This window comes from Streptomyces sp. 1222.5 (genome assembly GCF_900105245.1).
In the GTDB taxonomy this organism is placed as follows: domain Bacteria; phylum Actinomycetota; class Actinomycetes; order Streptomycetales; family Streptomycetaceae; genus Streptomyces; species Streptomyces albidocamelliae.
Genome location: NZ_FNSZ01000001.1, coordinates 8,511,356 through 8,531,650 on the forward strand (window position 1 = coordinate 8,511,356; position 20,295 = coordinate 8,531,650).

Sequence of the window (20,295 nt, forward strand, 5' to 3'; positions counted from 1 at the left end):
CTCGCCGAGGGTGACCGCGCCGACCGGCTGCTGGGCCTCGCGCGCACCCGGATCCGGCGGGCCGGCTTGCTCAAGTGCCGCGGCACCCAGCGCACCGACTCCACCCACATCCTGTCGTCGCACGGGAGCTGACCCGCCTGGAGTTGGTGACCGAGGCGGTCCGCGCCGTCTCGGAGGCCATGGCCGACCACGCGCCGGAGGTGCTGGACGAGCTGGTTACCGCCGAGTGGGTGGAGCGCTATGGGCGGTCGGTGCGCCTGTGTTCCCAGCTCAGCCATCCCGTCGCCCGGCTCGCCCAGGTGGGCGCCGACGCTCGCGAACTGCTCGGGCGCGAGCCAGGCGTGGTCATCTGAGCAACCACTCCGCAGCCCCGCCGACCAGCCCGCAGCAGGGGCTGGTCGGCGTCTCCCGAAGAGCGGCGGTCACTCGCCGTCCACGGCATCCGGATCACGCAGTGGCCGCACGCCTCCGGGCAGGTCGGGGAGCTGGAAGGAGTTTCGTTCCGATGTTCCTCGACCCCCGGTATCCATAGCTCTTGGACTGCTCGGCAACGGTGTGGTCGCGGAGGGGCACCAGTGTTAGCGCGCGGGCTCAGCCCCGTACTTCTGGCCCGGGGCCCGTCAGCCGTCGCGCGCCTTCCTCCACGGGTGGCCGCAGTGGTCCGGGCGCTTCCGTTCGGCTATGACAAGAAGGCTTCCCCACCCCACGGATGACGTGAGCCAAGGCAGGCGGAGCACCGCGGAGCAGCGAAGCAGCGGCGAGACCCGCGACGACGTCCAGCAGCGGGACATCAACCCCTCAAGGGCTACTGTGATCACCGACCTGACCGAAACTCATACGGGGGATGAGCTGCTTGAGCGCGATTTTGTTCAACATAACGACCGCGGCACTGTTGGTGCTGATGTTCCGGACGGGCGTACTGCTCGTAGGCGAGAGGACGATCCGTCGTCGTCCTGCTCCCTGGGGTGCGGTCATCCTCACCGCCCTGGCCGTCGGCGCGGTGCTCCTCCAGGAGAACTGGCCGGGTGCGATGGACGCACTGGACAGCGATCCACACAGGACCGGCTGGTGGCGTGTGGTGACCTCGGTGTTCATGCAGAACGGCGGAATCTTCGGGGCCATCTGGAACATCGCCACCCTGGCAGTGGTCTCAGCGCTGGCCCAGTGGTTCTGGCGCTGGCCCCTGATGCTCACGCTGTTCGCCGCCGGCATCCTACTGCCCCAGCACATCGACGCCTTGTTCGGCGAAGCCGCCCGCAGCACCGACCCCCGCAATTTTGCCGGCAGCTCGGGCGCGACATACTTCCTCGCCGCCACCCTCGCAGCGGGCCTCGTACTGACCAGCACAGCCCCCCGAGAGCGGCTGCTCGCCGTGAGCGTTCCGGCGGCCGGCCTCGCGATGTGGCTGGCCCAAGACAACGGGCACGGTCTCGTGGCCTGTTACGGCTTCGCCCTCGGCTTGGCCGTCCTGCCGGTCGCCCGCCGGCTGCCGCACCGGGTCGCCCCCGATGCATCGCTGTTGGCGGAGGAGCCGTCCCGGCCGAGAACACGGCGCGGGCGGGTGACCGTGGACCGGTCATAGCCGATGCGCCCCACGGCACAGACCGCACTGTTCTGGGACGAGCACGGTCACGAGTCCGGCGTCGAGTGAGCCAAGCTTCCCGAGTGGGTCACTCCTCTGCTTTCACAACGCGGATCTGGGGCGAAGGGCAGCCCCGCGCCCCTGACCAGGGGTTACGGGACAACCCTTAGGTGTTGTGCGCCTTATCGGGGCCTCTGGAGGCGGGCGGATCAGCGCAGGCCGGCGAAGAGGTCGTTCTCGGGTACGGCCGCTCCGGTGGCGTCCTGTACGCGCAGGAAGGTCTCGACGCCCATCAGCTCGGTGAACCTTTCCTTGCCCATCCTGAGGAAGAAGATGTTCTCGCCCTGGCTGGCGTGGGCGGCCAGGGCATCGAACTTCTGACCGCCGAAGGCCGCGGTGTCCACCCAGGTGGTGATCTCCTCGTCCGGGAGCCCGATCTCGGCCATCGCGGCGGCCTCGTCGGGATCCGGCTCCTGCCAGTCCCCACCGAACTCGCGCATGGTCTCCCCGAACCGCTGCATCATCGAGCGCGGCGCCGTCGTCCAGTACACCTTCGGCGTCGGCTCGGTCATCGCCAGCGCCGCCATCGTGATGCGGTTCGCCTGGATGTGGTCGGGGTGACCGTAGAAGCCGTTCTCGTCGTAGGTGACGACCACATCGGGCCGGTAGCGGCGCATGAGTTCCGCGAGTCGCGCGGCACCCTCTTCCACAGGCGTCCGCCAGAAGGAACCGGGCGCGTCATTGGTCGCCCAGCCCATCATCCCTGAGTCGGCGTAGTCCAGCGTCTCCAGGTGACTGATCTTCAGGATGGCGCAGCTCTCCTCGAGTTCCTGACGCCGCATCGAGGCGACGGCTGCCGGATCGTGCCCGGGGTCGCCCGGCTTGACACCTCCCGGTCCGTCACCGCAACCGCCGTCCGTACACGTCACGAGGACCGTGCGGATGCCTTCCGCCGCGTAGCGCGCGAGGACACCTCCCGTTCCCGTGGCCTCGTCGTCGGGGTGGGCGTGCACGGCCATGAGCGTCAAGGGCCGGTCGTTCATGAAACAGTCCTCCTGTGGGACAAAGACTGCCGCCGGAGTCCGGGGCAGGCGAATGAACAATCACTTCGATTATCGGGTGACCGGGGTGCCGGCCCCCGGGGGCGGGGTGGGCGGACGATCTTCTGGTCTCTTCACTCCGCGTCCGGGAAGCCCTCGGCCGGCCAACGGCTTCGGGCGGTGCGTCAGCCGCGGATCCTGTAGCGGACCACTACGGCGCGGCTGAAGTTCGCGTCGCCGTGGGCGCCGAGTTCGATCTGGCCGGCTGCCCATACCTCGTCCGTACCGGGGACGGGGGTGATCTCGTTGAGCCACAGCTTCTGCTTGCGGTCGACGGCGGTGACTTTGCCGGTGACGCCGGGAACGTACGGGGGATGGCCGATCTCATGGGTGCGGCCGACGCCGTCCCGCATCTTCTTGGCGCTCAGCACCGCCGCGGGCGGGTGTTCGTCGTCCTGGGGGACGCGCCAGCGGGAGCCGTCGAAGAGCAGGGTGAAGGGCCGCTGATCGGCGGGGTAGTAGTCGCCGTCCTCCGAGGGTTCCGGTTCGGAGCCGGAGTTGCCCGTCGCCCACACCTCGTCGGCGGAGACGGCGGTCGTCTCGGTGATGAGTGAGCTGAAGTCGTATCCGTCGGTCAGGGTGAGATCCGTCGGGATCGGTACACGTTGCCATCGCGTTCCGTCCCAGCGGGCCGAGGCCGGCTGCTGGGAAGTGGGGGCGTCCGGGTTGGCCGGCGGTTCGGTTCCGGGCTCGGGCCCGCTGCCGATGGCCCACACAACGGTGCCACGGGGATCGGTGACGAGGCGCTGGGCTTCGAAGGGCAGCGCGCTGCGAGTCCAACCGCGGACGGTCCAGTGCCAGGCGGTCCTGCCGGAGCCGGAAGCCCACGCATCTCCCGGGCCCAGCACGAGCACGCCGCCGATGCCGTGCTCGCGGTCGGGCAGCGGGACGACCTGCCATGCGGTCCCGTCGTAGCGCGCGACGAAGGACGTGTTGGTCGAACCAGGTCCGTGGGAGACCGACGCGATCAGCCACACGTCGCCTGACGGATGGGAGGTCAGCGACACCCTCTCCATGCGCCCGTCGGCAGCTTCGGTCACTTCCCTCGGCAGTGCATAGGGCTGCCACGTGGAACCGTCGTAGTGCAGCAGCGCCTGCACCGAGCCGGCGCCTCGGCGAAAGGCCCAGGCGTCCTTGGGGGACACCACGGCGATGTCCGCCACATCGGTGCCGTACTCGAACTCGTCGGACACATACGTGTACGTCCAGGCCCTGGTCGACCCACGGCCGGCGCGGCTGCCGGAATCCTTCGGAAGAGGCTCAGCATGCTGCGGAGCGTCCGCCCCGCAACCGGCGACCAGAACGAGGACCAGTCCAGCGAACACACGTCGAGCGGTACACGGCAGGTGCATCGCCGGATCGTACATGAGTACGGCCGGAACGAGGCAGTCCTGCCTGGTGGCGCTGACGGGTGTGCACGGTGCTGAACTCCCCCGTCGGCGGCGGGTGTTTGAATCGCCGGCGCGGATGACGAACAGCTTCTGACTGTCGTGGCCGGGATTCTCTGGCCGGACTTCCGCGACCTGGTCTGCGGTGAGGACGGGCGTGCGCCAGGTCATGTCCGCCTTCCCGTCTCCGGTCGTGCCGACTGGGCAGCCTCGTCGAAACGCTGTCCGACCGGTACGGCGAGCCGACCGGCGCCGACCGACGGCCGCCACTGCCCTTGTCCGGGCAGGTCGACTGGAGGTATGCCTGGCCGTTCAGCAGCCGGCTGGTCGCCGTCGGCCGGACCGGTCAAGGCGAAGGTGCTGGACCGGCCCTGATGATCGCCCTGCGCGGCAGTCGCAACGCCGAGCAGTTGCCCGCTGAGGCCTCCTGGCCGGAAAGGCTCGTCGCCGTGACCGGCTGGGTGCCGAGTGGATCACCGAGGGCCCCGACCCCGACCGCTGGCCCGTCTATGTCACCGCAGCTGCACCGGAGGCCGGGCATCGGTTCGACTGCACGGCCACGGAGTACCTGTTCCGTCACCTCACCGATGCCCGGCATCCGATCCCGATGCCGGTGGACTTCCGCGCGCACTGGTTCATGGACTGCTCCAGGAACGTGGAGTCGGACACGGCGATCGAGTAGAGACATCGACCCGGAAGCGAAGTGCGCCGGTGCTCCGGATCGACGCGGGTCGGCTTCGCGCTGGCACGTCGGCCGGGGCGCGGGTGGCGCCCCGGCCGGTCGGTCCTCGCGTCAGCCGCCGATCCGCGGCAAGAGCGAGAAGATCCTGCTGCCGTTCCTGGCGATCAGCACATCCTCGTACCGCAGGAGTTGGGGCGCGTCGTTGACGCCGGGCTTCGGCTTGCCGGTGTCGACGCGACCGCTCCACAGCTGCTTACCGGTGCGCAGGTCGAGGCCGGACATGTCTCCGGTGGGACCGAGGAAGTACACGATTCCCTGCCTCGTCGACCCCACGGGGGACGCGAGGGACGTCATCGCGTTCTCGTCGGGCATCGTGACGCCCACCGGACCGGTCCACAGAGTCCTTCCGGTGGACAACGAGTAGGCGGAAGCCTGGCCCTTTCCGGACACGGAGATCAGACGATCACCGACGACAGCCAATCCGGCCATGTGTCCCTTGACCTGCCCGGGCAGTGAGGTCCGCTTCCCGGAGCTGGTGAGAGTGGTCAGTCGAAGGTTGTCTCCGGTCGTGTCCTCGGCTCCGATCAGGACCATCCGCCCCTCTGAGGTCCCGAGCGGCTGCTGCCTGCCGGGAAGGGTCGTCACCTTGTGGACCTTCCCGGTGGCGGGGTCCAGACGGAAGACGTCGGTGTCATGCACTTCCTCGGTGTCCGGCGCGCACAGGAGGTAGGGCACACCGCTCAGCACGGTCCGCTCACATACGATGCCCTTCGCCCAGGTGTAGTGCCACTTCTCCTGACCGGTCAGCGGATCGAGGGCCGACATCGTACGCAGCGACGGAGTGTTCGCCCACACCGCTCCGTCGATGAGCATGGCGGCCTGGTCGGTGCGGTCGTCCTGCGGCATCTTGACCGTCCACAGCCGCTTGCCGGTGCCGGCGTCCACGGCCATCAGATCGGTGCCGCCGGCGTAGTCCCCGTCAGGCAGGTTCTTCGCGGTGTGATTGCGGTACGCGTACACCACGCCGTCGCGCACCCCGAAGGGGTGGTCGATACCGTCGCCTTCGCGATTGACCTTCACCGTCCACAGCCGCTTGCCGGTGTTGGCGTCGATCTTCGCAACGTCGTAATCGGACCCGCTGCAGTACAGTGCGGAACCGTCCGCCAGACAACCCCGCTCACTGGCTCCCGCAACGCCGCTCTGCCACGGCTTCCAGCCCTCCGGCGCCGCCGCCGACTGCACAGGCCGGCCCCGTTCGGCCACGCCTCCGTCCCCGAGGCCTACCATCGCCCCCGCCGCGATCGCGGCGACGGCCACCGCAGCCCCGGCAGCCTGCGAGAAACGACGCCGGCTGCGCCGCCGTACCACCTGATGCGCAAGGTCTCCCGGTGCCCGCACCTGGTCCAGGGCGACCGCTCGCAGAGTCTCCCGGACCTTGTCCTCCACCCGCTCCGTCGTCATGCCTGGATCTCCTTCGCCGTGTAGCCGAGCGGCAGTTGCTGTTCCCCGGGCCCACCCGGGTCGAGGTCCGGTACGAGCGCCCGGAGCTTTGCCAGCGACCGGTGTGCCGTGCTGCGCACCGTGCCGACCGGGCATCCCAGGAGTGCCGCGACCTCGGCCTCCGGCAGGTCCTCGAAGTAGCGCAGTACGACCACGGCTCGCTGCCGCTTCGACAGACGGCCGAGCGCCGCCCACAACGCGACACGCAGCTCCAGGTCCGCCCCGGCACCCTCCTCTCCGCCGGACTCGGGCAGCACCGGCACCGTGACCTCGGCATGGTGCCTGCGCAGCCGCCAGCGGTTGACCTGCTGGCGGTACATGATCTGGCGGACATACGCCTCGGGCTGTTCGATGCGCGCCCACCGCCCGTAAGCCTTCATCAGCGCGATCTGCAGCAGATCCTCCGCGGCATGCCGATCCCCGCCGGTGAGCAGCACCGCGAGCCGCAGCAGCGCTGTGGAGCGCATCGCCACGAATTCCCGGTACTCATCCTGTCTCGAGGCCTCCATCGACCCTCCCCTTCTGTACGACCGCTACGACGTGGTGCGTCAGTCGTGGCTATCCCTCCGCAGGCGAGTTCGTGTGTTCCTACCAAGTCGGCGTCGAGGAGCGGGCGATCGGCCACCCCACGACGCGGCGGGATCATCTGCGGCCGTGGCGGTCGAGTGAGGGGCACCAGGGTGTCGCCCGGCCGGACCTTTACGGCGTGCCCGGTCGCGGGTGGGTCGCGTACATCCTTACCGCGACGACCACGCCGGCGGCGGCGCTGAGGGTGGCGACGGCCCAGACGGCGCCGATGAGGCCGTAGGCGTCGGCGAGGGCTCCGACGCGGAGTGCGCCGACGGCGAATCCGCCGTCCCGCCAGAGCCGGTAGCCGCCCACGGCGCGGATGGTGGGCGTGCGCTCGGCTCCGGGCGGGGCCGAGCGGAAGGAGCCCGCGCCATGGGTGGGCCGGACGGCTGTGGTGTCCGGCAGTTCGGTCGGACGGCGCAGGGAACGGTACGGGGCGCGGGCGAGTTCTTCTGCCCGGTCGGCGCCCTGAAGGTCGGTGCGGGCGGCCGGGCCCACGATCAACGACCCGCCGCTGAAGACCCCCAACTCGCTGCCGCCGTCGAGGAGCAGGAAGGCCAGGTGCTCGTCGGTGTGACCGGGAGTGCTCGGGGCTCGCAGGGTCAGGCCGCCCAGGCCCACCTCGTCGCCGTCGCCGAGCGTGGTGTGCGGGAAGGTGCGTCGGCCGGTTGCGGAGGCGAGCGCGCTCGCGCCGTCGTCCGCGGCGAACTGGAGCGCGCCGGTGCGGAAGTCCGCGTGCGGGTGGGTGTCGGCGGCGAACGCCACGGGCAGCCCCCGGGCTTCGGCGGCCTCGCGCAGGGTCCGCAGGTCACGTGCGGCGTCCACGGCCAGGGCGCGGCCGTCGCCGAGATCGACCGGGCAGGCGCTGTTGCCCGCTCCCTCGTCGACCAGAGGTATCAGGTGCTCGTCGGCGAAGCCCATGCGTCCTCCAGCAGTGTGGCGAGACGGATGGCACTCCACCCGAGCCACGACTACGGTATTCCAGTGATTTATGGAGGATGCGTGGGGAGATCCCGCCCGCAAGGCCGCCCTGTTCGACTCCCTTGCCACGGCCGGCAAGGCGCTGGCCAACGGCAAGCGCCTCGAACTGCTGGACCTCCTCGCCCAGGGCGAGCGCAACGTCGACGCGCTGGCCAAGGCCGCCGGGCTCGGTCTGACCACCGCTTCGGCGCACCTGCAGACCCTCAGGCGAGCAGGGCTCGTCACCACGCGCCGCGACGGGGTGCGCATCCACTACCGGCTCGCCGGTGACGACGTCGCCGCCCTGTACGTACTGCTCCAACAGGTCGCCCGTGCCCACCTCGCCCAGGCCGAGCACGCCCGCGCCGCCTACCTCGGCCCCCGGGGCACCGAGCACCTCACCCGCGAGGAACTGCTGGAGCGGGTCAAGACCGGTACCGCCACGGTGATCGACGTCCGCCCGGCCGAGGAGTACGCCGCCGGGCACATCCCGGGCGCCCTCTCCGTCCCCCTCGACCAGCTCGACGCCCGGCTCGCCGAACTCCCCGCCGACATCGAGATCGTCGCCTACTGCCGAGGCGCCAACAGTGTCCTCGCCCATGACGCCGTCCGCCGCCTGGCCGAGCGGGGCCGCAGGGCGAAGCGCCTGGCCGACGGCATGCTCGAATGGCGCCTCGCCGCCCTCCCCGTCGAGACCGCCGCGGCGTGACCCGTACCCGGACCGCCGACCAGGAGCCGCTGATCGTCGACGGCAGCGGCATGCTGTGCGCCACCCTGTCGCTGCACCTGCGCACGTGGCTCCCCGGCACCCCGGCGGGCACGGTCGTCCACGTCGTCGCCACCGCCCCGGCCGCCCGCTCGACCTTCCAGGTTCGGACCTGGGTTTCCGTGGTGATCATCAGCCTTCTCCATCGAACGCTGGGTGATCGGGAATGTACGCCCTTCTTTCATGCCTCACGTCCATCGTCAGGGGTGGCGGGGGCCGCCATTTCCGGGGCCGTGCCGAACGGATGCGGTGTCAACGAGGCGCACGAACCGTGCGCACGGGGGGCCGCGCCTGGTCCGCCAGGGCGCTATGTCCCTGTTGCATAGATATTCTGTGAAGCGTGATCGAGTCTGGAGGGCCGAGGCTGCGTCGTCGCCACGGCCTGGGCAGGTTCGTACGGCTGTCGCCGGTCCTTCTGACCGTCGTCATCGCGGGCCTGGCGTACGCCACCCCGCCGGACGTGGCATTCAGTCGCCTCCTGCCCGCGGCGCCGGCCCTCGCCGCCGCCATGTGGCCGGTACTCCCCACCGTTCTGCTGGGGACGGTCTGCCTTCTTCTGATGATCGGTCTCAGCTTCGTGTTCCCCGGTCTGAACGCCTGGTGGACGTCTGCGGGAATCATCGCGGTCACCGTGGCGGCCGCGTACGGAAGCCACGTCAGGCTCCAACGGGAGCGGACCCTCATCCAGGTGCGCCTCGTCGCCGACGCGGCACAGCAGGTGGTGCTGAGTCCGATGCCGCGTCGCTGCGGGAGCATCGAGATCGAGTCGCTGTATCTCGCGGCCGCGGCGGAGGCTCGTATCGGCGGAGACTTCTACGAGGTGGTCGACACGCGATTCGGGGTCAGGCTGCTCATCGGCGACGTGCGCGGCAAGGGCCTGCCGGCGGTGGGGGCGGCCGCGGCGATCGTCAACGCCTTCCGCGAAGCAGCCCATGACGAGGCCGAACTGGTCAGCGTCGCGCGCCGGCTGGACGCCAGCAGCATCCGTTACAACGCCGTGTTTCCCCCCGAGGGGACTTTGGAGCGCTTCGCCACCGCCCTTCTCGTCGAAATCCCGCACGGGGGCGGCCACCTCGAGATCCTCAACTGCGGGCATCCCCCGCCACTGCTCCTGAACCGGCGGGAACTCCGCGTCCTCGAGCCGACGGCCCCCTCGCCCCTGCTCAACCTCGCGGAGCTGATCGGCGATCACTACAACGTCGACAGCTTCGACTTCACACCAGGTGACCTGCTGTTTCTCTACACCGACGGGATCGTCGAGACCCGCGCCGGCGACGGCGCGTTCTTCCCGCTGGCGGCCTGGATGCGCCAACAGCCGCCGATGCCGCCGCACGAACTGCTCACGGTCCTTCACCGCGACCTCATCCGCTACAGCCGAGGACGCCTCGACGACGACATCGCGGCCCTGGCGGTGCGCCTGTGCGAACCCTGAGGCCGGCCGCACGGCCGCCATGGCTCCGGAACCCGGCCCACTCGCAACCGACGCCCCCGCGCACGCGTCGCACCAGGCACGGAACGCGAATGGCTCTTCTCGCTCATCCCGCTGACGATCGGCGTGGCCCACCTGTGGTTCGGCGTCTACGGACTCCGCCGCGCCAGTGCGATCCGGCGCACCGGCGTCATGGCAACGGGACACATCGTCCGCCACGAGGTGACACGAAGCGACGAAGGCGTCGAATGCGTCCACCCGGTCGCAGCCTGGACGACCCGGGACGGCCGAGCGTGCGCGTACCCGTCCAGGTGCGGCCGCGGGTCCTCAGGAAGGCGTCTCGGCGTAGGAACCACTGTCACCGTGCGCTATGACCCCGAGAACCCGCGCCGGTTCGCCATTCAGGGCTGGGACACAGCGGTGGTCGACAAGGTGTTCACCGTGGTGGGGGCAGTGCTCACGGCGGGGACGCTGGTGGTGCTGCTCGTCCGACTCCTCACTCTTTGACCCGGGCCGTGTGTTACCGTCATGCGTTTGCGTGGTCGTCGCGGTGGCGATTCTGCTGTTCGGTTCCGCTTGTGCGTAGCTGTTCGATCCTGCCGGGCCTTCCTCGGTACGTTCCTCTGCGGAAGGCTGTTCATGAAGCATCCCGATGGCTCAGGCATCGCTCACGGCGGTCCCCCCCAGCCCGGCGCTACGGCCCCGGCCGTCTCCTTCGCCGACCTGGACCTGCCGGTCGAGGTGCTGCGGACACTGAGCGGACTCGGGGTGCGCGAACCCTTTCCCATCCAGGCCGCCACCCTGCCCGATGCCCTGAAGGGGCGCGACGTCCTGGGGCGCGGGCGTACCGGCTCGGGCAAGACGCTCGCCTTCGGCCTGCCGCTGCTGACACGGACGGCCGGGCGGCGCGCCGAACCGAAGCAGCCCCTCGCTCTGATCCTCGTGCCCACCCGTGAGCTGGCCCAACAGGTCACCGAGGCGCTGGCACCGTACGCGGAGGCACTGCGGCTGCGGATGGCCACGGTCGTCGGCGGCACGTCGATCGGCCGGCAGGTCGCCGCGCTGCGCCAGGGAGCCGAGGTGGTCGTCGCCACCCCCGGACGCCTGCACGACCTCATCGAACGCAACGCTTGCCGCCTGGGACGGGTACGGATCACCGTCCTGGACGAGGCCGACCAGATGTGCGACCTGGGGTTCCTGCCACAGGTCGTCGACGTGCTCGACCAGGTGCACCCCGACGGACAGCGGATGCTGTTCTCGGCCACCCTGGACCGTGACGTCGATCAACTGGTACACAGCTACCTCCGCGCCCCCGTCGTCCACTCGGTCGACCCGTCCGCGGGCACGGTCTCGACGATGCGGCACCACGTTCTGGTCGTCCACGGTCCCGACCGCTACGCCGTCACCACGGAGATCGCCGCCCGTGACGGCCGCGTCCTGCTGTTCCTCGACACCAAGCACGCCGTCGACCAGCTCACCCGGCATCTGCGGGCCAACGGTGTGCACGCCGGGGCCCTGCACAGCGGCAAGTCCCAGCCACAGCGCACACGGACCCTCGCGCAGTTCAAGGACGGCCAGATCACCGTCCTGGTGGCGACCAACGTCGCGGCCCGTGGCCTGCACGTCGACGACCTCGATCTGGTGGTCAACGTCGACCCGCCCACCGACCCCAAGGACTATGTGCACCGGGCAGGTCGCACCGCCCGCGCGGGGGAGTCCGGCAGCGTGGTCACGCTCGTGCTCGCGGGCCAGCGCCGCGAGACGAGCCGCATGATGGCCGAGGCCGGCATCGAGCCGACCGTCACCAAGGTGCGCTCCGGCGAGGCGGAGCTGAGCCGGATCACCGGCGCCAAGGCTCCCTCCGGCACCCCGCTCGACGGCCCCGCCGTCCCCCGCCAGAAGAACACCAACGCTCCCTTCCGCGGCCTCGGCACCAGCAAGGACACCTCCCGCGGCGCGGGCGGCAAGTCCCGGAAGGCCGGCGAGGCCCGCAAGCTCGCCGAGGCCCGCAGGGCCGCTCAGGTGCGCCGTAACGGCTGAGAGCCGTTGCCCCGTCAGCTGAAGGACCCGGGCCACCGGCTCGCGCATACTCGGCCCGGCCTCACGACCGTCCTGCGCCCCCACGCCCTGGGGCGAACGCTCCGCGCAGGGAGGGGATTTCCGCCGAAACGGAGCAAGATGATGTTGCAGGCCCCCGCGCTGCGCCCGGCATGACAAGCTGTGCTTGTCCACCCCCGAACCCAGGAGGTCACCATGACCGCAGAGCCCGTCTCCACGGAAGGTTCGGAGCCGGCTGCCCCGGAGACTTCGCCCCTGGCGCCGGACAGCGACGGCAACTACGACCTCAAGCGCAAGTTCCGCGAGGCCCTGGCGCGCAAGCGCGGTGCCCAGGCGGACGGCGCTGATGCCGCCGCCAACCCCAACGCGTCGAAGGTGCGTGCGGCGCACGGTCCGGCCGCGAGCCAGCGGTCGTTCAGGCGCAAGAGCGGCGGCTGAGTCCGACCAGTTCCGGGGGCGGAACGCCCCACCGGCACTCGTGCTTCCGCGCAGTCGCCCGCAACGTGCATCCCCGTATGCGCGTTGCGGGCGACGCGCATACGGGGGCCAGGACGTAGCCGGCGGCCGCTGATGCGGCGTGGCCCACCGACCGTTCTCAAGCCCCCGAGCGACTCATACGCCGGCGGGCACGCCCGGGCCGGGGACATTGCGGAAGCGGAACGGCTCCGGTTCGCGACCGGGCTGGATGAACCAGCACTCGCCCGTGCCGTCACCGGTAAGGATCCGCAACACCGTGTCCGCGACGGTCTCGGCCGGGATGACCGGCAGACCCTGCTCGGAGAGCATGCCGCGCAACGGGTCGATGATCCGCGATTCGGCGAACCCGGGGCAGACGGCGTTGAAGCGCACGTTCTCCGGCGCCAGAGCCGGCCCCAGGGAGCGGGCAAGTCCCACGACCGCATGCTTGTTGGCCGCGTACAGGGGATCGAGCGGTACGGCCGCCAGACCGGCCAGGGACGCGGTCGCCACGATCGATCCTCCGCCGCGGGCCCGCAGCGCCGGCAGTACCGCGTGGGTACCGAAGACCACACCGTCGAGGTTGGCCCCCATCGCCCGTCGGTAGAGCGCGGGGGAGAAGTCCTCACCGACGCCGCACCCGGTCGCCACGCCCGCGTTGAGCAGCGCGATGTCGACACCGCCGTACGTCTCCCGGGTGAACTCGACCAGCGCGTGATTGGCGTCGAGGTCGGAGACGTCGCAGGCGCGGAAGTGGCCGCCGACCAGGTCGGCCACCTCCCGGCCGCCCCGCGCGTCGAGGTCCGCGACGACCACGCGCGCCCCCGCCTTCGCCAGTCCCAGCGCCGTGGCCCGGCCCAGCCCGCTGGCGGCGCCGGTGACGATCGCCACCTTTCCCCTGAGCGGGCTGTCGTCGTTCTGTTCGCGCCGCGGGGCGGCGGCGACGTCCTCCGCGCCGGTCACGCCAGTTCCAGCACGAGCTTGCCGACGTTCTCGCCACGGAAGAGCATCTGCAACGTCTCGGGGAAGTCGTCCACAGTGCCCCTCACCACATGTTCCTTGACCTTGATACGGCCGTCGCCGATCCAGGCGGCGATCTCCTGCGCCGCCTCCGCGTAGCGCTTGGCGTAGTCGAAGACGACGAAGCCCTCCATCCGGGCACGGCGCACCAGCAGCGTGAGGTAGTTCGAGGGCCCCTTCACGGGCGTGGCGTTGTTGTACTGGCTGATCGCGCCGCAGACCACGACGCGCGCGTGCATCGCCAGCCGGGTCAGCGCGGCGTCGAGGATGTCCCCTCCGACGTTGTCGAAGTAGACGTCGATGCCGTCGGGTGCGTGCTCACGCAGTGCCTTCCTGACGTCGTCGGCCCGGTAGTCGATCGCCGCGTCGAATCCGAGTTCGCCGGTGAGCAACGCGCACTTCTCCGGCCCACCCGCGATGCCCACGACCCGGCAGCCCTTGGCCTTCGCGATCTGCCCCACGATGGTGCCGACCGCACCGGCGGCCCCGGACACCACGACGGTCTCGCCGTCCTTCAGCGCTCCGACGTCCAGCAGGCCGAAGTAGGCGGTCATGCCGGGCATGCCCAGCGCTCCCAGATACGTCGAGGGCGGGGCGAGCGAGGTGTCGATCTTCATCGCGCCCCGGCCGTCGGAGACCACGTACTCCTGGACGCCGAACGTGCCGACCACGTGATCGCCCGGCTGGAAGTCCGGGTGGTCGGAGGCGGTGACCTCGACGACCGACCCGGCCCGCATCACCTCTCCGATGCCCACGGGCGGCAGGTAGGAGGGGCGGTCGTCCAACCAGCCCCGCATGGCCGGATCCAGGGAGATGGCGACCGTCCGGCCCGCGAACCGGCCCGGGCCCGGGACCTCAAGGGGTTCGCATCGGTGCTCCCAGTCTTCGGGTTTCACTTCGCCCACGGGGCGGGCTGCCAGACGGATCTGCCGGTTGGTCGCGGACATCGCGCCTCCTGTCGTTGGCGGTTCCCCGAGACCATACCGACCAGTAGGTCGGCCCGGGGGAGTGATCTTCCCCACAAGTCGCCCGCGTACTCCGGAGGCTACGGTCCCGGGGCGAGGGCCGCCACGGGTCGAACGATCACCGCTTCGACCTCGAAACGTGACACTCGGCAGCCTTATCAGGCATTCCAACCAGTCGGTATCGTGCGCCGTCACACAGCGAGCTTCACCGCCGACCTCCCACGCACCCGAGCCGCACCGGAAGGCCTTGCGATGACATTTCCCGACGACAGCCCGTATCCGTACCCACCCCCGGCGCGGCCGGGATGGGAGCAGCCGCAGGCCGAGCCCCCTGCCCATGCCCCCTGGGGCGGGTCCCCCGGGCGGCAGGCGCCGTACGGACCCGGCGTTCCGCAGGACAACTCGTATGCATACGACGCATACTGGCCCGACCCGTACGGGCAGACGCCCCGGAACCGGCCGTCCGCGTCCGGGACGGACCGGCACGGTGGCGACCTCGACGCCCTGCGGTCCGCCTACCGCGTGCTCCGCCGCGTCTCCACGCTCACCGCGCTCGGTTCCTTCGTGGTGTACGTCCTGCTGTCCTGCTGGGCGCCGGACCTGATGGGGGCCGAGATCACCGGTGATCTGAGCCTGGGCATGGCCCTGGGGGTCCTCCAGCTCGTCGTCACCTTCGCGGCGGTCCTCTGGTACGGCCGCAGCGCCGAACGCTCCGTGGACCCGCTCGCGCGCGCCGTGCGAGAGCGGGCGGTCCCCCGGACGGACCTGGAAGGCGGGGCGGCGAGATGAACGACTTCGGCACGGGGACGCAGACCGTCGTCCTGGTCCTCTTCACCGCCCTGGTGACCCTCACCCTGTTGATGTGCGTGCTGGCGGGCTCGGACCGCGACGACCTGACGGACTTCTACACCGGCTACCGCACGCTCACGCCACTCAAGAACGGCCTGGCGATCGCGGGCGACTACATCTCGGCGGCCACGGTGCTGAGCACCACCGGCATCATCGCGCTCGCCGGATACGACGGTTACGTCCTGGCGGTCAGCACCGCCCTCTCGCTGGTGCTGCTGATGTTCCTGCTGGCCGAACCGCTGCGCAACGTCGGCAGTTTCACCATGGGCGACGTCCTGGCCCGCAACATGCCCGGGCGTGCGACCCGTATCGCCTCCTGCGCGGTGACGCTCAGCGCGACCCTTCCCTTCCTGGTCGTCCAACTCTCCGGAGCCGGATCACTGCTCACCTTCATCCTGGGCCTCCCGCATGTGGCCGGCGCCAGGACGACGTGCATCGTCCTCGTCGGCAGCCTGATGATCATCTACGCGGCCCTCGGCGGCATCAAGGGAACCGCGCTCATCCAGATGATCAAGATCGTGCTTCTGCTCGGCACCAGCGCGGCCGTCGCCGTCCTCGTCCTGAACCGCTTCGACTGGAGCCCCGACGCGGTGCTCCAGGCCGCCAGGCGCGGCAGCGGAGCGGGCCCCGCCTTCTTCCATCAGGGCCTTCAACTGGGTACCTCGGCCGTCGACCGGCTGGACTTCGCCAGTCTCCAGATCACCGTGATCCTCGGCGCAGCCTGCCTGCCTCACATCACGATGCGTCTGTACTCCGCACGGGACGTGCCGGCCGTTCGTCGCTCCATGTCGTGGGCGGTCGGTACGGTCACCACGTTCTGCCTGCTGGTGATCATCATGGGTACGGGCGCGGCGGCGCTGGTGGGTTCGCGGTTCATCACCGCGGCCGACCCGCACGGACGGGCGTCGGTGCTCATGCTGTCCCGGGCGCTCGGCGACGGCCCCGGCTCCGTGGGCACCACGGTTCTCTACGCGGCCATGGCGGGCACGGTGTTCATCACTCTGCTCTCCTCGGTCGCCGGAATGACCCTGGCCGCGGCCTCGTCGCTCGCCCACGACCTGTTCGCGCACGCCGTGCGGCGGGGACGGGCCGCGCCCCGTACGGAGATGACGGTTGCCGCGTGGACGAGCGTGGCCGTGGGCATCGCTGCCATCGCGCTCTCCGTCCTGGTCCAGAACTGGGACGTCGCCGTGCTGACCACGCTGGCCATCTGCATCGGGGCGTCGGCCGTGGCCCCCGCGCTGACGTACTCACTGTTCTGGCGCGGCTTCACGCGCACGGGCCTGCTCGCCAGCCTGTACGGCGGCGCGACCTGCACGCTGGTGCTGATGGCCTTCTCCAAGGCCGTCTCCGGCACGCCGGCCGCGGTCTTCCCGCACGCGGACTTCCACTGGTTCCCCATGCAGTCCACCGGACTCGTCTCCGTCCCGTTCGGCTATCTGGCGGGCTGGCTGGGCAGCCGTCTGGAGCACCGGCGCCGCGCCGCCGACAGCCACGAGAGCCGGCGCCTGTACGAGGAGAGCGAGGCACGGCTGCTCGCCGCGGCCGAATGACCACAGCGGTGCGGGCGGGCCACGCAGGCGGCCTCGGAGCCGCCGCCGTGGGCCGCCCGCCCCTGAGCACCGGCGGACCCGGCACTCAGGGGACCGCGCCGCCGGCTCACTTCGTCAGCGGGCCGAACTCCTCGCGGGTGTCCACCGGCTTGCCGAACAGCTGCCACCGCTCGCCCTTGAACCGCATGAGCTGCATCGTCTCCAGCGGGAAGGCGTCACCGTGGCCGGTGGACATGGTGACGCCGGGCAGCAGCATCCCCACCCGGACGTCCTTCAGCTTCCGCACCGCGTCCCGCAGCCCTTCCCTGGTCGGGCACTTCATCGAGTCCAGCGCCTTGTGCAGGCTGGACGCGACGGCCCAGCCGTAGGCGTTGAACTGGTTGTCCGGGTCGGTGTCGGGGGCGTACTTGTGCAGCGCCTCCTTGTACGTCTTGACGTCGGGGTCGTCAGCCCACTGCGGATCGGCGGGGTCCTTGAAGTAGGTCGCGGAGACCACGCCTTGCACGTTCTTGAAGCCGACGGGCTTGAGCACCGCGGCGGACGACGCCACGTTGTTCACGATGTGCAGCGGGTTCCACCCGGTGTTCCTGGCGTCGGCGGCGAGGGCCTGGCTGCCGAACTTGGGGGTGGTGACGTCCAGCAGCACGTCCGCCCTTGAGCGGGACAGGCTCGCCATCGGTGCCGACACGGACGGGTCGGTCACCTCGTAGCTCTCCGTGGCGACCACCTTCACACCGCTGCCGGCGACCGCCTTCTCGAACCCGCCGAGCAGGTCCTTGCCGAAGTCGTCGTTCTGATAGAGGACGGCCACCTTGGCCTTCGGCTTGGTGTCCTTGAGGTACTTGGCGTACACCCGGGCCTCGGCCACGTAGTTGGGCTGCCACCCGATGGTCCAGGGATGCCTGTCGTCCGTGCCCCAGACGGAGGCACCCGTGGCGACGAAGGGCTGCGGCACCTTCTGCTTGTCGAGGTAGTCCCACACGGCCGCCGTGGACGGGGTGCCCAGCGTCTGGAAGACGGCGAAGACCTTCTCCTGCTCGACGAGTCTGCGGGCCTCCTCGACCGCCTTGGGCGGCTGGTAGCCGTCGTCCCGGACGATGAACCGCACCTTGCGGCCGTCTATGCCGCCCTTGTCGTTGACATACTCGAAGTAGGCACCGACCCCCTTGCTGATCGTGCCGTACGCGGAGGCGGGTCCTGACAGCGGGTAGATCCCGCCCAGTTTGATCGCGTTGTCGGTGATGCCGGTGGTCTGCTGACCCTTGCAGGCACCGTCGACGGCGGTGTCCTGGTCCGCCTTGTCCCGGCGGCTGCTGCAGGCGGTCACGGTGAGCAGGGCGGCGGTCGCGGCCGCGGCCGCCCGCAGAGCGGTCGTCTTGCGCATGTGATTCATTCCTTTTCCGTGCGGGGCGGAGCGCCCACGGTTTCGGCGTCGACAACTGAGGGATCCGCGGTGGGAAGGGGCGCGGAGGGTGCGGATCCGGCCCGGGACCTCGGTTCCGCCTCCGTCGCGGGGGCGGCCTCCGGCGTCCCGTCGAGCGGGCCGGCGGTGCGGAGCGGACGACGGGTGACAGCGCTCAGGACACGAACCGGCAGACCGGCCAGCCCGGTCGGGGCCACGAACATCACCGTGATGATCAACAACCCGAACACCACGCCCGGTGCCGCCTCGCTGATGTCCTGTGAGACGCTCGGCACGTACATCACGAACGCTCCGCCCAGCAGGGGCCCGTACAGCGAACCGAGCCCCCCGACCACCAGACCGGCGAGCAGGGTGATGGACAGCACGAAGCTGAAGGAGTCGGGCGAGACGAAGCCGATCACCCACGTGTACAGACACCCTGCGATCCCCGCGAACATCGAGCTCCACGCGAAGGCCAGGGTCTTGTGCAGCGACAACCGCACGCCCATGACCTCGGCGGCGCTCTCGTCGTCCCGCACGGCGCGCAGTGCCCGGCCGACCCGGGACGCCAGCAGGTTGCGGGCGAGCAGCAGGGCCACCGCGGCGACGGCCAGGACGACGAAGTACGTCCACTGGTCCTCGGCCAGCCCGCTCCATGCGGGCGGCCGCATCTTGTCCACCGTCAGGCCCATGGAACCGCCCGTCACCGGTTCGAGCCGCTTGAGCAGGGGCGGCAGGAACACCGCGAACGACAGGGTGACCAGGGCCAGGTGCAGCCCGCGCAGTCGCAGGGCGGGTACGCCGAACCCGAGGCCCAGCAGGAAGCATCCGGCGGCCGCCACCGGCAGCGTGGCCAGGTGGCCGGTGCCGTAGCGGTCGAGCATGACCGCCGCCGTGTAGGCCCCCGCAGCGAAGAAGGCGCCGTGCCCGAGCGAGATCTGCCCGCCGAAACCGACCAGCAGGTTCAAGCCGGCCAGCGCCACGGCGTACAGGAGCACCATGGTCAGCTGGAAGACCTGGAAGGGGGCGAGGTAGAACGGCGCGTAGACGACGACCGCCGCCACGACCAGTGTGGTGAGCGCGGCCCGCAGCCGCCGGGCCCGTTCGGTGCCGAGTGCCCCTGTGATCGTGCTCATGCCCGCTCCACCGCCGCCCGTCCGAACAGGCCCTCGGGCCGCACCAGCAGTACCGCCAGAATGATCACCAAGGGGACGCCCACCTTCAGATCGGCACCGACCACGTCGACGTACGCCCCGGTCAGTGTCTCGGCGACGCCCACGAACAGGCCGCCGACGACCGCACCGACGGGACTGTCGAAACCACCGAGGGTGGCCGCGGCGAACGCGTAGATCAGCACCCCGCCCATCATGTTGGGCTCCAGGAACAGCACCGGGGCGACGAGCACGCCCGACACCGCGCCGACCGTCGCGGCCAGCCCCCAGCCGAGCATCAGCACCCGGCCCACCCGGATGCCCGACAGCCGGGCGGAGGCCGGGTTGCAGGCGACCGCCCGCATCACCAAGCCGACGGAGGTGTGCTGGAACAGCACGTACAGCAGTCCCATCACGACGGCCACCACGCCGAGGATCCCGAGCGTCGACCAGTCCAGACGCACCCCCGCCAGATCGAGCCCGCCGTCGGGGAACGGCTGCGGGAAGTCCTTCACCGTGAACGACCACACCAGGCCGGCCAGCGCGTTGACGAAGACGAACAGACCGACCGTGACGATGACCACCGTCAGCTCGGGCGCACCCCGCACGGGGCGGATCACGATCCGCTCGACCAGCATGCCGCCGGCGAAGGACACCGCGAGGGTCGCCGGCAGCGCCAGCCAGAACGGCATCCCGGACGCGACCAGCTGCCAGGCGACGTACGTCGAGAGCATGGCCAGCTCGCCCTGCGCGAAGTTGACGATCCCCGTGAACCGGTGGATCAGCACCAGGGCCAGCGCGAGGCTGGCGTACACGGCACCGGAGCCGAGCCCTTCCACCACTTGCTGGAGAAGATCGGTCACC

20 protein-coding genes are annotated in these 20,295 nt (G+C 70.3%); 10 read left to right on the forward strand and 10 right to left on the reverse strand.

All coding sequences use genetic code 11. From position 1 onward, the window contains the following. Positions 1–74 precede the first annotated feature (74 nt). Positions 75–353 carry a hypothetical protein gene (locus tag BLW57_RS38810; RefSeq protein ID WP_143051653.1) on the forward strand — a complete coding sequence of 93 codons (279 nt, stop codon included), beginning with the start codon at positions 75–77 and terminating at the stop codon, positions 351–353. 500 nt (positions 354–853) lie between these two features. Further along, positions 854–1,582, forward strand: a complete 729-nt coding sequence (locus BLW57_RS38815) for a hypothetical protein (protein ID WP_176985883.1) — start codon at positions 854–856, stop codon at positions 1,580–1,582. Positions 1,583–1,791: 209 nt separating this feature from the next. Here BLW57_RS38815 and BLW57_RS38820 read toward each other — a convergent pair whose 3' ends face one another. The 5 genes from BLW57_RS38820 to BLW57_RS38840 all read right to left on the reverse strand — a co-directional run bounded on the left by BLW57_RS38820 (position 1,792) and on the right by BLW57_RS38840 (position 7,743). Next, entirely contained in the window at positions 1,792–2,625 is an 834-nt protein-coding gene (locus tag BLW57_RS38820; RefSeq protein ID WP_093480314.1) for a PIG-L family deacetylase, read from the reverse strand. Positions 2,626–2,807: 182 nt separating this feature from the next. Continuing rightward, positions 2,808–3,875 carry a hypothetical protein gene (locus tag BLW57_RS38825; protein WP_093480315.1) on the reverse strand — a complete coding sequence of 356 codons (1,068 nt, stop codon included), beginning with the start codon at positions 3,873–3,875 and terminating at the stop codon, positions 2,808–2,810. A gap of 988 nt (positions 3,876–4,863) precedes the next feature. Further along, positions 4,864–6,213 (reverse strand): outer membrane protein assembly factor BamB family protein, encoded by a 1,350-nt coding sequence (locus BLW57_RS38830; protein ID WP_093480316.1) that lies wholly within the window; start codon positions 6,211–6,213, stop codon positions 4,864–4,866. Continuing rightward, positions 6,210–6,761, reverse strand: a complete 552-nt coding sequence (locus BLW57_RS38835) for a SigE family RNA polymerase sigma factor (RefSeq protein WP_093480317.1) — start codon at positions 6,759–6,761, stop codon at positions 6,210–6,212. The genes BLW57_RS38830 and BLW57_RS38835 overlap by 4 nt, the downstream gene beginning before the upstream one ends. A 190-nt stretch (positions 6,762–6,951) precedes the next feature. Further along, entirely contained in the window at positions 6,952–7,743 is a 792-nt protein-coding gene (locus tag BLW57_RS38840) for an MBL fold metallo-hydrolase (protein ID WP_256339759.1), read from the reverse strand. A 70-nt stretch (positions 7,744–7,813) separates the two neighbouring features. On the opposite strand from BLW57_RS38840, the gene BLW57_RS38845 reads away from it, so the two are divergent. The 6 genes from BLW57_RS38845 (at position 7,814) to BLW57_RS38865 (ending at position 12,473) form a co-directional block, all read left to right on the forward strand. Then, complete coding sequence (locus BLW57_RS38845) at positions 7,814–8,491, forward strand: ArsR/SmtB family transcription factor (RefSeq protein ID WP_093480318.1); 678 nt, start codon at positions 7,814–7,816, stop codon at positions 8,489–8,491. Continuing rightward, positions 8,488–8,874, forward strand: coding sequence for a hypothetical protein (locus BLW57_RS41030; RefSeq protein ID WP_143051654.1), 387 nt, complete (start codon positions 8,488–8,490; stop codon positions 8,872–8,874). The genes BLW57_RS38845 and BLW57_RS41030 overlap by 4 nt, the downstream gene beginning before the upstream one ends. 14 nt (positions 8,875–8,888) lie before the next feature. Continuing rightward, complete coding sequence (locus BLW57_RS38850) at positions 8,889–9,980, forward strand: PP2C family protein-serine/threonine phosphatase (RefSeq protein WP_093480319.1); 1,092 nt, start codon at positions 8,889–8,891, stop codon at positions 9,978–9,980. A gap of 105 nt (positions 9,981–10,085) precedes the next feature. Beyond that, entirely contained in the window at positions 10,086–10,484 is a 399-nt protein-coding gene (locus tag BLW57_RS38855) for a DUF3592 domain-containing protein (RefSeq protein WP_093480320.1), read from the forward strand. 132 nt (positions 10,485–10,616) lie between these two features. After that, entirely contained in the window at positions 10,617–12,017 is a 1,401-nt protein-coding gene (locus BLW57_RS38860) for a DEAD/DEAH box helicase (RefSeq protein ID WP_093480321.1), read from the forward strand. 213 nt (positions 12,018–12,230) lie between these two features. Continuing rightward, entirely contained in the window at positions 12,231–12,473 is a 243-nt protein-coding gene (locus BLW57_RS38865) for a DUF5302 domain-containing protein (protein WP_093480322.1), read from the forward strand. Between the two features lie 174 nt (positions 12,474–12,647). Here BLW57_RS38865 and BLW57_RS38870 read toward each other — a convergent pair whose 3' ends face one another. After that, a complete protein-coding gene (locus BLW57_RS38870) occupies positions 12,648–13,454 on the reverse strand; it encodes an SDR family NAD(P)-dependent oxidoreductase (RefSeq protein ID WP_093480323.1) in 807 nt (268 codons plus the stop codon). Further along, positions 13,451–14,458: an NADP-dependent oxidoreductase gene (locus BLW57_RS38875; protein WP_176985885.1), complete on the reverse strand. Its 1,008-nt coding sequence runs from the start codon at positions 14,456–14,458 to the stop codon at positions 13,451–13,453. The genes BLW57_RS38870 and BLW57_RS38875 overlap by 4 nt, the downstream gene beginning before the upstream one ends. Before the next feature lie 270 nt (positions 14,459–14,728). Between BLW57_RS38875 and BLW57_RS38880 the strand changes: the two genes are divergently transcribed. After that, positions 14,729–15,265, forward strand: a complete 537-nt coding sequence (locus tag BLW57_RS38880; protein WP_093480324.1) for a DUF485 domain-containing protein — start codon at positions 14,729–14,731, stop codon at positions 15,263–15,265. Then, positions 15,262–16,878 (forward strand): sodium/solute symporter, encoded by a 1,617-nt coding sequence (locus BLW57_RS38885; RefSeq protein ID WP_093480325.1) that lies wholly within the window; start codon positions 15,262–15,264, stop codon positions 16,876–16,878. The genes BLW57_RS38880 and BLW57_RS38885 overlap by 4 nt, the downstream gene beginning before the upstream one ends. Positions 16,879–16,984: 106 nt before the next feature. Here the strand turns inward: BLW57_RS38885 and BLW57_RS38890 are convergent, their stop codons facing one another. From BLW57_RS38890 to BLW57_RS38900, 3 genes are read right to left on the reverse strand one after another with little or no spacing between them, the layout of a single operon-like run. Further along, positions 16,985–18,262 carry an ABC transporter substrate-binding protein gene (locus BLW57_RS38890; RefSeq protein ID WP_093480326.1) on the reverse strand — a complete coding sequence of 426 codons (1,278 nt, stop codon included), beginning with the start codon at positions 18,260–18,262 and terminating at the stop codon, positions 16,985–16,987. A 5-nt stretch (positions 18,263–18,267) separates the two neighbouring features. Beyond that, entirely contained in the window at positions 18,268–19,416 is a 1,149-nt protein-coding gene (locus BLW57_RS38895) for a branched-chain amino acid ABC transporter permease (RefSeq protein WP_093480327.1), read from the reverse strand. Beyond that, positions 19,413–20,294, reverse strand: coding sequence for a branched-chain amino acid ABC transporter permease (locus tag BLW57_RS38900; RefSeq protein WP_093481147.1), 882 nt, complete (start codon positions 20,292–20,294; stop codon positions 19,413–19,415). Before BLW57_RS38900 ends, BLW57_RS38895 begins: the two co-directional genes overlap by 4 nt. Between the last annotated feature and the right edge of the window lies 1 nt (position 20,295).